This is a genomic window from Actinomadura sp. WMMA1423 (assembly GCF_006547145.1).
Lineage (GTDB): Bacteria > Actinomycetota > Actinomycetes > Streptosporangiales > Streptosporangiaceae > Spirillospora.
Genome location: NZ_CP041244.1, coordinates 7,293,500 through 7,305,981 on the forward strand (window position 1 = coordinate 7,293,500; position 12,482 = coordinate 7,305,981).

A 12,482-nucleotide genomic window follows, 5' to 3' on the forward strand; every position below is an offset into this window, starting at 1 on the left:
TCCCCACGGCGTCCGTCCCCCGCCGGGAGACCCCGGCGGCCCCGCGTGACCCCCGTCTTCGCGCCAGACGCACGCGGGACCGCCGGTCCCCGTCCGAACCCTGAGCAGGAGGTGCCGGCCCCATGTTCGTCGTCTCCCTCCCGCGCCGGGTGCACGGCCTGCTGGGCGAGGTCGGCGAGCTGTTCGTCATCGCCCTGGAGGCCGCCCGCCGGACCTGGGACGTGCGGACCTGGGCATGGGAGTTCGCCGAGCAGGCGTGGTTCCTCGCCCGGGTCACGAGCCTTCCGGTGATCCTCGTGTCGCTGCCGCTCGGCGCCACCGTCGCGCTCCAGGTCGGGCAGCTCGCGGCCCAGCTCGGCGCGCAGTCCGCGACCGGCGGCGCCGTCGTGGTCGGGCTGGTGCGCGAGGTCGCGCCGATCGCCGCCGCACTGATCATCGCGGGGGCCGGCGGCTCGGCGATGACCGCCGACATGGGCGCCCGCCGGATCCGGGACGAGCTGGCGGCCATGGAGGCGATGGCCGTCAACCCGGTGCACCGGCTCGTCACGCCGCGGCTGTGGGCGGCGAGCCTGGTCTCGACGCTGCTGGCCTCGCTGGTCATCGTCGCGGGCGCGGCCGGCGGGTTCGTGTTCAACGTGCTGCTCCAGGACGTCACGCCGGGCGCCTACTTCGACGGGGCGGTCTCCCTGCTCCAGACGTCGGACCTGGTGGTGACGCTGCTGAAGGCATGGCTGTTCGGCGTCGTCGCCGCCGTCGTCGCCTGCCACATGGGGATGAGCTGCGCGGCGAGCCCGGTCGGGGTCGGGCGCGCCGTCAACCGCGCGATCGTGGTCGCGTTCATGCTGGTGTTCGCCCTCAACTACGTGATCACGACGGTGTACTTCGTCGCGTTCCCGCCCCGGATCTGATGGCCGGCCTGCCCGCGCTGGACGGGATCGCGCCGCGCGCCGCCCGGGCCGGGACGGCCGCGCTCGAGCGGTCCGGCGACCTCGCCCGCTGGCCGGTGTTCGTCTACCGGATCCTGCTGTACTCGGTGCGCGACCTGCTCCTGCGCCGCAAGTACACCAGGACCGTGGCCCGGCACGTCAGCGACGTGGTGGTGGGGGTCGGCGCCAGCGTCGTCGGCGGCGGCATGATCTTCGTGATCTTCACGATGGCGTTCTTCGTCGGGACCGAGGTCGGCCTGCAGGGCTACACCGGGCTCCAGTCGATCGGCGCCCAGTCGTTCATGGGGCTCGTCGGGTCGTTCGCCAACGTCCGGGAGATCACCCCGGTGATCGCCGCGACGGCGCTCGCGGCGCAGTGCGGTTCGGCGTTCACCGCCGAGCTGGGCGCGATGCGCATCTCCGAGGAGATCGACGCCCTGGAGGTCATGGGCATCGGCTCGTTCGCCTACCTGGTGTGCACCCGGGTCGTGGCGGCGCTGATCGCGCTCGTGCCGCTGTACCTGATCGCGCTGTTCGCCAGCTTCTTCGCGACCCGGCTGATCAGCACCGGCTTCTTCGACCTGGCGCCCGGCGTCTACGACTACTACTTCCGGCTCTACCTGCCGACGATCGACCTCGTCTACAGCGCGGTCAAGGTCGCGGTGTTCGCCTTCGCGGTGATCACCATCCACTGCTACTACGGCTACCACGCCTCCGGCGGCCCCGCCGGGGTGGGACGCGCGGCGGGCCGCGCGATCCGGCTGTCCATCATCGTGATCGTCACCCTGAACCTGCTGCTGTCCTACGTGTTCTGGGGCGGCGGCGCGACCGTGAGGCTCACCGGATGACCGACGAGATGCCGCTGCGGCGCCGGCTGCTCATCAGCGCGCTGACGCTCGCCGTGGCCGCCGCCGTCCTCTACGTGCTGGTGGCCCGGCCCGGCCGCGAGCCGGGGACCGTCCTGACCGCGGAGTTCGGCCGCGCCGGGCAGGGCCTCGGCTCCGGCGCCCCCGTCAAGGTCCACGGCGTGACCGTCGGGTCGGTGTCGGCGGTGGAGCTGACCGGCGCCGGCCGGGCCCGGCTCAGCCTGCGCCTGGACGCCGGGACCCGCGTCCCCGACACCGTCACCGCGTCCATCGAGCCCGCCTCGGCCTTCGGCCCCAAGTTCGTCGACCTCGCGCCGGGCGCCCACGCCGTCACCGGCCCCTACCTGGCCTCCGGCGCGCGGATCGCCCGCACGTCCGACCCGCGCGACCTGTCGGACCTGCTCGCCCGCGCCGACGCCGGACTCGGCGCCGTCGACGCGCGGGAGGTCGGCACGATCGTGCACACCGTCGCCACCGGACTGGACGGGCAGGGCACGCGGCTGCGGGAGACCATCGACCAGACCGGCGTCCTGCTCGACGTCGCCTACCGCAACCGGAAGAACGCCCGGCGGTTCGTCGGCGACGCCGCCGACCTGTCCGGCGCGCTGTCCGGCCGTGGGGACGAGCTGGTGGCGATCTCCGGGGACGCGAGCACGCTGATCGGGACGGCGGCGCGGGGCCGCGGCAGGCTCGCCGGGTTCGCGGACGGCCTGTCGGAGGTGTCGCTGCTGGTCGCCCACGGGTTCGACAGGCGCGGCGGGCAGCTCGGCGAGGCGTTCCGCTCCTCCGAGCGCACGGCACGCATCATCTACGCGCAGCTCGGGCTCGTCGGCGACGCCGTCCGGACCGGGAATCGGCTGCTGCCCCTCTACGGCGAGCTGACCTCGCTGAAGGGGCCCGGCGGAAAGAACTACCTGCGCTCCCAGGGCCTCCTGCCCACCGATCCGTGCGAGCTGATCCTCGGGCTGTGCGGGCCCTACGGCGGCGCGACCGGAGGGCGGTGACATGTCGTCCACGCTGTCCAAGAGCGCCCGCGTGGGGCTCGTCGTCCGGCTGGCGCTGTTCGTGACGGTCACCGGCGTTCTCACCGGGGTCATCGGCATGCAGATCGCGCGCGTGGACACCTCCGGCGGCTGGCATCTCACCGCCACGTTCGACGACGCCAGCGGCCTGGCGAAGGGCGACGACGTGAAGATCGCCGGAGCGCCCGTCGGCCGCGTGGACGAGGTGAGGGTGGTGGACGGCAGGGCCCGCGTGAGCCTCACCGTCCGCGACACGGTGCAGATCCCCGCCGACAGCGAGGCCGCGATCCGCTGGCGCGACGCCATGGGCCGCCGCGTCGTCTACCTCGTCCCCGGCAGGAGCGCCGCGCGGATGCGGCACGGCGCCCACATCACCCGGACCCGTTCGGCGGTGGACGGCAGCGCCCTGCTCGACCAGCTCGGCCCCCTCGTCCGGAGCCTGGACCCGAAGCAGGTCAACACCGTCCTGGTGTCGCTGTCGGAGGCGCTCGACGGAAACGCCGGGAGCGTCGACCGGCTGATCGCCGACATCGACACGCTGGCGGCGACGATCGCGCGGCGGCGGGCCGTGCTGCGCCAGATGCTCGCCGACTACGCGACCGTCACCGGCGTCATCGCCCGGCGCGACAAGCAGATCGGCGCCGCGGTGGACGACCTGGTAAGCCTGGGCGACGCGTTCGCCCGCAACCGGAGGCTGATCGACGACACCCTCGTCCAGCTCGCGGCGCTGGCGCGGACGTCGGACTCGCTCCTCGCGGGCAACGAGCGCGAGCTCTCGCAGGTCGTGGACAGGCTGTCGGCGTTCGCCTCCGGAGTGGGCCGCAACCGCGGATCCGTCCTCCAGGTGCTGCGCTCGGTGACGCCGAAGCTCCGGCACATCTTCGCCGCCGTCGACAACGGAGGCTACGTGGAGGCCGCCATCCCCTGCCTGACGCTCGCCGCGCCGCCGTGCCCGTACCCGACGCGCCTGCCAGGCCCCCGCGAGGGCCGCGTCGACACACCGAAGGAGCTGGAGAACCTCATGGTCGGGGGGACGCGATGGCACTGAGGTCGTTCCGCGACCGGAACCGGGTCGTGGTCGGGCTGGTCTCGGCGGGCACGCTCGCCGCGCTGGTCGCCTCGGTCTACCTGGTCGGCACGCGCGGGCTGCTCCAGGACCGCTACGCCGTCACCGGGGTCTTCGCCGCGACCGGCGGGCTGCGCGCCGGGGACGAGGTCCGGGTGGCCGGGGTCCGGGTGGGCGAGGTCGGCTCCGTCCGGCCCGACCACCGGCACGGGTACGTGGTGGTCGCCTGGAAGGTGGACGGCGAGGTCGACCTCGGCCCGGCGACCCGCGCGGAGATCAAGGTCGCCAACGTGCTCGGCGGGCGCTACCTGCGCCTTTCCGGCCCGGTCGCCTCCCCGCACCTGGCCGACCTGCCCGCGGAGCGGCGCCGCATCCCCCTCGACCGCACGCAGGTCCCGACGACGGCCTCCGACGTGCTCGACGCCTCCACGCGCACGATCTCCAGGCTCGACACCGGGGCGATCAACAAGCTCGTGGGCGAGCTGAACGGCATCGGCGAGAACGACCGGGGCCGGCTCGGGCGCGCCCTGACGAACCTCGCGGACCTGGCCGAGACCGTGCACGAGGCCGACCCGCAGATCAAGAAGCTGCTCGACGGCGGCGACCGACTGCTCAGGCTCGCGCACGCCAAGGACGCCGAGCTGTCGCGGCTGCTGACCAACGTCCAGGCCATGCTGGACGAGCTCCGCACGCGCCGCACCGAGCTCGCGGCGTTCCTCGGCGGGAGCGACCGGACGGTCGAGAGCCTCACCCGGCTCATCGACGACCGGCAGGAGAAGCTGATGTCCCTCGTCGCCGACCTGCGCGGCACCCTCGGCACGCTCCGCCCCGCGACCGGCGACTTCAACTCCCTGCTCGCCTGGGCCGGGCCCACCCTCTCCGGCCTCGCCGGCACCGGCGGGCGGGGGCCGTGGCTGGAGGTCGTCGCCACCGGCCTCGGCCCGTTGTCGCCGAAGGACCTCGCCGAACTCGCCCGCGTCGCACCGAAGGAGGCACGCCGGTGAGGGCGGGGAGGGGGGAGCTCACGGGGCCGCGCCGTCCGGTCGCGGCGGCGGCCGCGCTCGCGCTGACCGCGGCGCTCGGCGGCTGCGGCGTCGGCTCCGAGCCCACCTACCGGATGACGGTGTACTTCGCGAAGGCGCCCTCGCTGTACGAGCAGTCGCGGGTGAAGGTGATGGGCGCCGACGCCGGGACGATCACGTCGATCAGGGCGGAGCGGAACCGGGTCCGCGTGGAGATCGAGGTCAGGCGCTCGGTCCCCGTCCCAGCCGGGGTGCACGCCGCGATCGACTCCTCCGACGTCCTCGGGGAGCGGTTCGTGACGCTCCACCCGGTGTGGAGGCCCGGCATGCCGAAGGCCCCGCCCGGCGCCGTCGTCCCGCAGGAGCGCACCGAGCTGCCGGTGGAGATCGACGACGCGCTCGCCGCGTTCGCGAGGCTGAACGAGTCGATCGACGGCTCCGCGCTCGGGCCAGCCGTGCACCGCGCCGCGGGGGCCGTGCGCGGCCGGGGCGGGGGCATCAACGACGCGCTGCACGACACGTCCGGCCTCACCCGCGACCTGGCGGCGCAGGACAAGAAGATCACGTCGCTGGCGCGGGGGCTGCACGACCTTGCCGCCTCGCTCAACGGGCGTGACCGGCAGTTGTCGGACCTGCTCGACTCGTTCTCCACTACGAGCCGGACGCTGTCGGAGGAGCGCACCAGGCTCCGCGACTTCGTGGCGGGTCTCGCCGCCGCGATCCGCAAGAGCGACGTGCTGATCACGGCCTACCGGGAGACGCTGCCGGACACGGTCGCGGACCTGTCCGACATCGTGCTGAGCCTCAAGGGGAACGCCGCCGCGCTCACCCAGGCCATCGACGGCCTCGGCCGGTTCGCCGACGTCGCCGTCCAGGCGTGGGACCGGCGCAACCACGTCGCCACGATCCGCGTCGTCGTCCACGCCACCGTCCGGGCCTGGCTCCAGCCGCTGTTCACCGCGATGGGCTGGGGGACCGTCCCGTGCGCCGAGGACGCCCCGGCGCTCGCCGACTGCCGCCCCGCGCCGGGAGGACCGCGATGAAAGCCCAGTTGGGACGGGTCGTGGCGGGCGCGCTCGTGGCCGTCCTCGCGGCCGGCTGCTCGCTGCGGACGGCGGGCGCCCCGCGCGGCGACACGACCCTGCACGCCACGTTCGACGACGTGCAGAGCCTCGTCGTCGGGCACAGCGTCCAGGTCGCCGACATCCGCGTGGGGACGGTCACCGGCATCCGGCTGGCGGGCTTCCGCGCCCGCGTCACGATGTCGCTGCGGCGGCGCGTCCCGGCCGGCACCACGGCGACGATCGCCAAGTCGTCCCTGCTGGGGGAGAACTACGTCCGGCTCGACCTGCCTCCGGGGCGCCGCCTGGACGCCGGGCCTTTCCTGGCGTCCGGGGCCGCGCTCGGCGGGACGTCCGTCCAGCCCGACCTGGAGCAGATCAGCGAGAAGGTCGGGCCGCTGCTCGCCGCCCTCGCCGGCCAGGACGTCGCCACGATCAGCGCCGAGTCCGCGACCGCACTCGGCGGCAAGGGGCGCAGGCTGAACACCCTCATCGCCCGCGCCGCCGACGTCGGCGACGAGTACGCCGCCGCCAGCGCCGACCTCGGCCGGGCCCTGGACTCCCTCGCACGCCTCGGACGGTCGCTCGGGGAGGGCTCCGGCAGGCTCGACCGGCTGCCCGGCGACGTCGCGCTCGCCACCCGGCGCCTCCAGGACGACCGGGACGAGCTGAAACGCGCCGTCCAGGCCCTGCTCAAGCTCGCGACCTCGGTCAACGCCAAGGTGCAGCAGCGGCACGCCGCCCGGCTCGCCGTCCTGCTCAAGCACGCCGACGACCTGCTGGCGGCCGCGCTGCGCGGGCGCGACGAGCTGAAGACCCTCGCCGGGACGGTGCTGGGCTTCCTCAACGGGCCCTCGGTGTCCTCCAGCGGGCAGGCCCTCCTCTTCCTGTGGATCAAGGGGTTCCTGCCGCATCCGAACGCGGCCGCGTCCGCCCCGCGAAAGCCGGACCTCGACGGGCTGCTGAGCCCCCGCACCCGAGGAACACGTCCATGAGGCACCTGCCCGTGATATATCCCCGCGTGGCCGTCAACCTCGTCTTCTTCGCCGCGCTCGGCGCCGTCCTCGCGGTGTGGGCGGTCCGCAGCGTGATCCACATCGACGCGCTCGAACGGCCCTTCGCCGTCACCGCCGACTTCGCCTCCTCGCCCGGCCTGCACGGCGACCTGGAGGTCACCCACCTCGGCGTCCGGGTCGGCGAGGTCGGGGCCGTCCGGCTGCGCGGCGACCACGTCGCCGTCACCCTCGACCTCGACCGGGGCGCGCGGATCCCCGCCGACGTCGGCGCCCGCGTCCAGCGCAAGTCCGCGATCGGCGAGCCGTACATCGAGCTGACGCCGTCACCGTCCCCGGCGGGCGGGGGCAGGACGCTGCGGGCCGGCGACCACATCCCGCTCGCCCGCACCGCCGGGACGACCGACTACAGGCGGCTGTTCGAGGGACTCGGCCGCACGCTCGACGCCGTCGATCCGCGCGACACCCGGACGCTCGTCCACGAACTCGCCACCGGCCTCGACGGGCGCGGCACCGACCTGCACGACATGATCTCCGACACGCACCGGCTGACCGGCACCCTCGCCGCCGACGCCGGCACGCTGGACGCGCTGTCCCGCGAACTCACGCGCCTCACCGCGACGCTCACCGCCCACCGCGGCGACATCGCCTCCGGAGTCGACGACCTCGCGCTGCTCACCGCGTCCCTGCGGCAGTCGGCCCGGGACCTCGACGGCGTCCTCGCCTCAGGCCCGGGCACCCTCGCGAACCTGCACGGGCTGCTCCAGGACGCCCGCCCCGGCCTGGACTGCCTGCTCACCGCCGCCGCCACGCCGACCGCGCCGCTGCTCACCCCCGCGAACGAGCAGAAGATCCGCCACGTGCTGCGGCTCGTCCCGACCCTGCGGGCGCTCGTCGCGGACGTCACCGCGACCGACGCGACGGGGAAGTACATGCGCGTCACCCCCGTCATCACGATCACGGGCCCGGCGAAGGCGCCGCCCGAGTACACCCGTCCGGTCGCGCCGCCCACGGTGCCCCGCCTCACCCTGTGCGGCTCCGGCGGCTCGAAGGACGGGCGGGTGGCGAAGACCGGGACCGGGCAGGCGTCCGGCACCGGATCGCGCACCGGCGCCGAACGACCCGCCGGCACCGAGCCGAACGGCGCCATGCGCCCGGTGGACGCCGGAGGGAAGGACCCGTCCCCCGACTGGCCGTTCCTGCTGCCGCCCGTCCTCGGCGCCCTCGTCATCGCCGCCGCCCTCCTCAACGCCCTGCGCGCCGTCCTGCGCCGCCGTTCCCGCTGACCCCACTGGAGGATCCGTGAGCAAGACCGAAAGCCCCGTGAAGGACGGCGCCGAGGACGAGCGCGAGCCGGCCGGCGCGGAGGAGAAGAAGAAGGCCGAAGACGTCCAGCCGGAGCCGGACCGGGAGAAGACCGAGGGCGGGCTCCGGGCTCGGCGCCGGGTTCCCGACAAGGCGGGGCTGGTCAGGGCGACGGTCGCCGTGGCGCTCGCCGGGTCCGTCGCCACGGCCGGGTTGCAGTGGCACCAAGCCCACCAGGCGGCGCAGCGGGACGAGGAGCGGCGGCAGGTCAGGGCCAGTGCCGCGGAGTTCGGCCGGGCGCTGCTCAGCTACGACCACACCAAGCTGCGGGACGCGCGGAACCGCGTCCTCGCGCTGGCCTCCGACGACTTCGCCAAGACCTACGACGAGGCGTTCGTCGGCGGGCTGGAGGGCGTCATCGCCAAGCTGAAGGCGGACGCGACGGCGACCGTCCGGACCGTGTACCTGGGGGAGATCGAGTCGGGGACGGCCAAGGCGGTCGTGGTCATGGACTCCGAGGTGCACAGCACCGCGGGCACCCGCCGCGTCCTCGGCTCCTACCTCGACATGCGGCTCGCCCGCCGGGGCGGCGAGTGGAAGGTCACCGACGTCACCTCGGTCGGCTCGGCGGACGAGAGCATGACCGACCCGGAGGGCAGGACCCAGACCACCCCCGAGATCCCGGCGCCCGCGAAGACCCCCTGATCCGCATCGGCAACTCTCGACGGACCGGGCGGCGATCGACGGCGAACATCGCCAGGTGACCGGCCGCCGCCACCGCTCTACGCTCGGGAGTCCCTCCTCCGGGCCGGCCAGGGTAAAGAGCTGACCTTCCCCTGAACATGGTTCATTCAATATCTTGACTGATTCCAGAAAATGAGCCAGTGTGGGGGCGTGGCCAGCTCCTTGGACTTCCACGAGATGCTGCGTGCGGCCGCCTTGCGCGTGACCCGCCCGCGGCTGGCGGTGCTGAGCGCCGTCCACGCGCACCCGCACACCGACACCGACTCGGTGATCGGCGCCGTGCGCGAGGAACTTCCGAAGGTGTCCCACCAGGCCGTCTACGACTCGCTGCGCGCGCTGACGGCGGCGGGCCTGCTGCGGCGCATCCAGCCGTCCGGTTCCGTGGCCCGCTACGAGTCGCGGATCGGCGACAACCACCACCACGTCGTGTGCCGCTCGTGCGGGTCCATCGCCGACGTCGACTGCGCGGTGGGCGAGGCGCCCTGCCTGACGGCATCCGACGACCGCGGCTACCTGATCGACGAGGCCGAGGTCGTCTACTGGGGCCTGTGCCCCGACTGCTCCACCGCCCACAGTTCCTGATTCACCCACGGTCGTCCTGGAAGGAATCACATGTCTGAGAAGAACGACTCCGCCGGCGGTTGCCCGGTCGCGCACGAGCGCGCTCCCTACCCGGCCCAGGGCGGCGGCAACAACCGCTGGTGGCCGGAACGGCTCAACCTGAAGCTGCTGGCCAAGAACCCGGTCATCACCAACCCGCTGGGCGAGGACTTCAACTACGCCGAGGCGTTCGAGAGCCTCGACCTCCCCGCCGTGAAGCAGGACATCGCGCACGTGCTCACGGACTCGCAGGACTGGTGGCCCGCCGACTTCGGCAACTACGGGCCGCTGATCATCCGCATGGCGTGGCACAGCGCGGGCACCTACCGCGTCAGCGACGGCCGCGGCGGCGCCGGCGCGGGCCAGCAGCGCTTCGCGCCCCTCAACAGCTGGCCCGACAACGCGAGCCTGGACAAGGCCCGCCGCGTGCTGTGGCCGGTCAAGAAGAAGTACGGCCGCAAGATCTCGTGGGCCGACCTGATGATCCTGGCCGGCAACGTCGCCCTGGAGACGATGGGCCTGAAGACCTTCGGCTTCGCGGGCGGGCGCCGGGACGCATGGGAGGCCGAGGAGGACGTCTTCTGGGGCCCCGAGAGCGCCTGGCTCGACGACGAGCGCTACAGCGGCGAGCGCGAGCTGGAGAAGCCGCTGGCCGCGGTGCAGATGGGCCTCATCTACGTCAACCCGGAGGGCCCGAACGGCAACCCGGACCCGGTCGCCGCGGCGCGCGACATCCGCGAGACGTTCGGCCGCATGGCGATGAACGACGAGGAGACCGTCGCGCTGATCGCGGGCGGCCACACCTTCGGCAAGACGCACGGCGCGGCGCCCTCCGACAGCATCGGCGTCGAGCCCGAGGCCGCCCCGCTGGAGGACATGGGCCTCGGCTGGAAGGGCACGCACGGCTCCGGCAAGGGCCGCGACTCCTACACCAGCGGCCTCGAGGTCACCTGGACGCCCACCCCGACCAAGTGGGACAACACCTTCTTCGAGGTGCTGTTCGGCTACGAGTGGGAGCTGACCGAGAGCCCCGCCGGGGCGAACCAGTGGCGGCCGAAGGACGGCGCCGGGGAGAACACCGTCCCCGACCCCGAGGACGGCACGCTGAACCGCCAGCCGATGATGCTGACGACCGACCTCTCGCTGCGCTTCGACCCGATCTACGAGCCGATCTCGCGGCGCTTCAAGGACAACCCCGACGAGTTCGCCGACGCCTTCGCCCGCGCGTGGTTCAAGCTGACCCACCGCGACATGGGCCCGGTCACGCGCTACCTCGGCCCGGAGATCCCGTCCGAGACGCTGATCTGGCAGGACCCGGTCCCGGCGGTGGACCACGAGCTCGTCGACGCCGAGGACGTGGCGGCCCTCAAGCGCCGCCTGCTGGACTCCGGGCTGTCGGTCTCCCAGCTCGTCAGCACCGCGTGGGCCGCGGCCGCCTCGTTCCGCGGCACCGACAAGCGCGGCGGCGCCAACGGCGCCCGCATCCGGCTGGAGCCGCAGCGCAGCTGGGAGGTCAACAACCCCGACCAGCTGCGGAACGTGCTGCGCACCCTGGAGCAGGTCCAGGAGGCGTTCAACGGCGAGCAGACCGGCGGCAAGCGCGTCTCCCTCGCCGACCTGATCGTCCTCGGCGGGTGCGCCGGGGTCGAGCAGGCCGCCAAGGCCGCCGGGTACGACGTCGAGGTGCCGTTCACGCCGGGGCGCACCGACGCCTCCCAGGAGGAGACCGACGTCGAGTCCTTCGAGGTGATGGAGCCGACGCACGACGGCTTCCGCAACTTCCTCCAGAAGGGCAACGTCCTGCCGGGCGAGTTCCTGCTGATCGACAGGGCGAACCTGCTCACGCTGACCGCGCCCGAGATGACGGTCCTCGTCGGCGGACTGCGCGTCATCGGCGCGAACTACGACGGGTCGTCGCTCGGCGTCCTCACCGACACCCCCGGGTCGCTGACCACGGACTTCTTCGTGAACCTGCTCGACATGGGCACGGTCTGGAAGGCGACGGGCGAGGACTCCAAGACCTCCGAGACGTTCGAGGGGCGCGACGCCTCGGGCGAGCTCCGGTGGACCGGGAGCCGCGCCGACCTCGTCTTCGGCGCGAACTCCGAGCTGCGCGCCGTCGCGGAGGTCTACGCGAGCGACGACGCGGGCGAGAAGTTCGTCCAGGACTTCGTCGCCGCCTGGGACAAGGTCATGAACCTCGACCGGTACGACCTCACCTGATCGAGAACGTCCGGGACGTCCGGGCCGGTCGCCGCGGCGGCCGGCCCGGTCGCCTTTCCGGGACCGGCGGGTTCGCTCGTGCGGGGGAGTGGGCGGGACCGGGTCAGCCGGCGTCCGGCCGGCACGCCGGGCACAGGCCCCAGAAGGTGACGTCGGCCTCGTCGACCAGGTAGCCGGCGTCGTCGACCGGGTCGAGGCAGGGCGGGTGCCCCACGGCGCAGTCGACGTCCTTGATCGTGCCGCAGGCGCGGCACACCAGGTGGTGGTGGTTGTCGCCGACGCGTCCCTCGAACCGGGCCGGGCTCCCGGCCGGTTCGATCCGGCGGACGAGCCCCGCCGCGGTGAGCGCGTGGAGCGCCTCGTACACCGCCTGCAGGGAGATGTGGCCCACGCGTTCGCGCACGCCCGAGGCGAGGGCCTCGACGCCGAGGTGGTCGCCCGCCCGTACGGTCTCCAGCAGGGCCACGCGGGCGGCCGTCACCCGCAGGCCGGCACCGCGCAGCGCCTCGGCGGTGGACGGGGTCTGGGACGCGGTCATGGCGCCGAACCTTCCCTCACAAACGCGAATCACTTAAGTCAACAAATGAGGCAAGTCTAGCTGCCCAAGTCCCGGTGCGGCCTGACGGACGGCGGT

The 12,482-nt window shown here is 73.5% G+C and carries 12 protein-coding genes; 11 read left to right on the forward strand and 1 reads right to left on the reverse strand.

From position 1 onward, the window contains the following. Window positions 1–122: 122 nt before the first annotated feature. The 11 genes from FKD65_RS33865 (at window position 123) to katG (ending at window position 11,848) form a co-directional block, all read left to right on the forward strand. Entirely contained in the window at window positions 123–908 is a 786-nt protein-coding gene (locus tag FKD65_RS33865; RefSeq protein WP_141582506.1) for an ABC transporter permease, read from the forward strand. Further along, window positions 908–1,774 (forward strand): ABC transporter permease, encoded by an 867-nt coding sequence (locus tag FKD65_RS33870; RefSeq protein ID WP_141582508.1) that lies wholly within the window; start codon window positions 908–910, stop codon window positions 1,772–1,774. The genes FKD65_RS33865 and FKD65_RS33870 overlap by 1 nt, the downstream gene beginning before the upstream one ends. Next, window positions 1,771–2,796: an MCE family protein gene (locus FKD65_RS33875; RefSeq protein WP_141582511.1), complete on the forward strand. Its 1,026-nt coding sequence runs from the start codon at window positions 1,771–1,773 to the stop codon at window positions 2,794–2,796. The genes FKD65_RS33870 and FKD65_RS33875 overlap by 4 nt, the downstream gene beginning before the upstream one ends. Before the next feature lies 1 nt (window position 2,797). After that, window positions 2,798–3,862 carry an MCE family protein gene (locus FKD65_RS33880; protein WP_141582513.1) on the forward strand — a complete coding sequence of 355 codons (1,065 nt, stop codon included), beginning with the start codon at window positions 2,798–2,800 and terminating at the stop codon, window positions 3,860–3,862. After that, window positions 3,853–4,884 carry an MlaD family protein gene (locus FKD65_RS33885; protein ID WP_141582515.1) on the forward strand — a complete coding sequence of 344 codons (1,032 nt, stop codon included), beginning with the start codon at window positions 3,853–3,855 and terminating at the stop codon, window positions 4,882–4,884. The genes FKD65_RS33880 and FKD65_RS33885 overlap by 10 nt, the downstream gene beginning before the upstream one ends. After that, window positions 4,881–5,945 (forward strand): MCE family protein, encoded by a 1,065-nt coding sequence (locus FKD65_RS33890; protein ID WP_168221279.1) that lies wholly within the window; start codon window positions 4,881–4,883, stop codon window positions 5,943–5,945. The genes FKD65_RS33885 and FKD65_RS33890 overlap by 4 nt, the downstream gene beginning before the upstream one ends. Then, window positions 5,942–6,958: an MlaD family protein gene (locus FKD65_RS33895; RefSeq protein ID WP_141582519.1), complete on the forward strand. Its 1,017-nt coding sequence runs from the start codon at window positions 5,942–5,944 to the stop codon at window positions 6,956–6,958. Before FKD65_RS33890 ends, FKD65_RS33895 begins: the two co-directional genes overlap by 4 nt. A 26-nt stretch (window positions 6,959–6,984) precedes the next feature. Next, complete coding sequence (locus FKD65_RS33900; RefSeq protein WP_168221280.1) at window positions 6,985–8,262, forward strand: MCE family protein; 1,278 nt, start codon at window positions 6,985–6,987, stop codon at window positions 8,260–8,262. Between the two features lie 16 nt (window positions 8,263–8,278). Next, complete coding sequence (locus FKD65_RS33905) at window positions 8,279–8,986, forward strand: hypothetical protein (protein ID WP_141582524.1); 708 nt, start codon at window positions 8,279–8,281, stop codon at window positions 8,984–8,986. Between the two features lie 189 nt (window positions 8,987–9,175). Continuing rightward, on the forward strand, window positions 9,176–9,607 hold the full coding sequence (locus FKD65_RS33910) for a Fur family transcriptional regulator (RefSeq protein ID WP_302931562.1): 432 nt from the start codon (window positions 9,176–9,178) through the stop codon (window positions 9,605–9,607). Between the two features lie 30 nt (window positions 9,608–9,637). After that, window positions 9,638–11,848 (forward strand): catalase/peroxidase HPI, encoded by a 2,211-nt coding sequence (gene katG, locus FKD65_RS33915; protein ID WP_141582526.1) that lies wholly within the window; start codon window positions 9,638–9,640, stop codon window positions 11,846–11,848. Between the two features lie 103 nt (window positions 11,849–11,951). Here the strand turns inward: katG and FKD65_RS33920 are convergent, their stop codons facing one another. After that, window positions 11,952–12,386, reverse strand: a complete 435-nt coding sequence (locus tag FKD65_RS33920) for a Fur family transcriptional regulator (RefSeq protein WP_141582528.1) — start codon at window positions 12,384–12,386, stop codon at window positions 11,952–11,954. Window positions 12,387–12,482 lie beyond the last annotated feature (96 nt).

Excerpts from the sequence above, each read along its gene's own strand:
- FKD65_RS33865 (WP_141582506.1), top strand. The coding sequence starts at position 123 with ATGTTCGTCGTCTCCCTCCCGCGCCGGGTGCACGGCCTGCTGGGCGAG.
- FKD65_RS33870 (WP_141582508.1), top strand. The coding sequence starts at position 908 with ATGGCCGGCCTGCCCGCGCTGGACGGGATCGCGCCGCGCGCCGCCCGG.
- FKD65_RS33875 (WP_141582511.1), top strand. The coding sequence starts at position 1,771 with ATGACCGACGAGATGCCGCTGCGGCGCCGGCTGCTCATCAGCGCGCTG.
- FKD65_RS33880 (WP_141582513.1), top strand. The coding sequence starts at position 2,798 with ATGTCGTCCACGCTGTCCAAGAGCGCCCGCGTGGGGCTCGTCGTCCGG.
- FKD65_RS33885 (WP_141582515.1), top strand. The coding sequence starts at position 3,853 with ATGGCACTGAGGTCGTTCCGCGACCGGAACCGGGTCGTGGTCGGGCTG.
- FKD65_RS33895 (WP_141582519.1), top strand. The coding sequence starts at position 5,942 with ATGAAAGCCCAGTTGGGACGGGTCGTGGCGGGCGCGCTCGTGGCCGTC.
- katG (WP_141582526.1), top strand. The coding sequence starts at position 9,638 with ATGTCTGAGAAGAACGACTCCGCCGGCGGTTGCCCGGTCGCGCACGAG.
- FKD65_RS33920 (WP_141582528.1), bottom strand. The coding sequence starts at position 12,386 with ATGACCGCGTCCCAGACCCCGTCCACCGCCGAGGCGCTGCGCGGTGCC.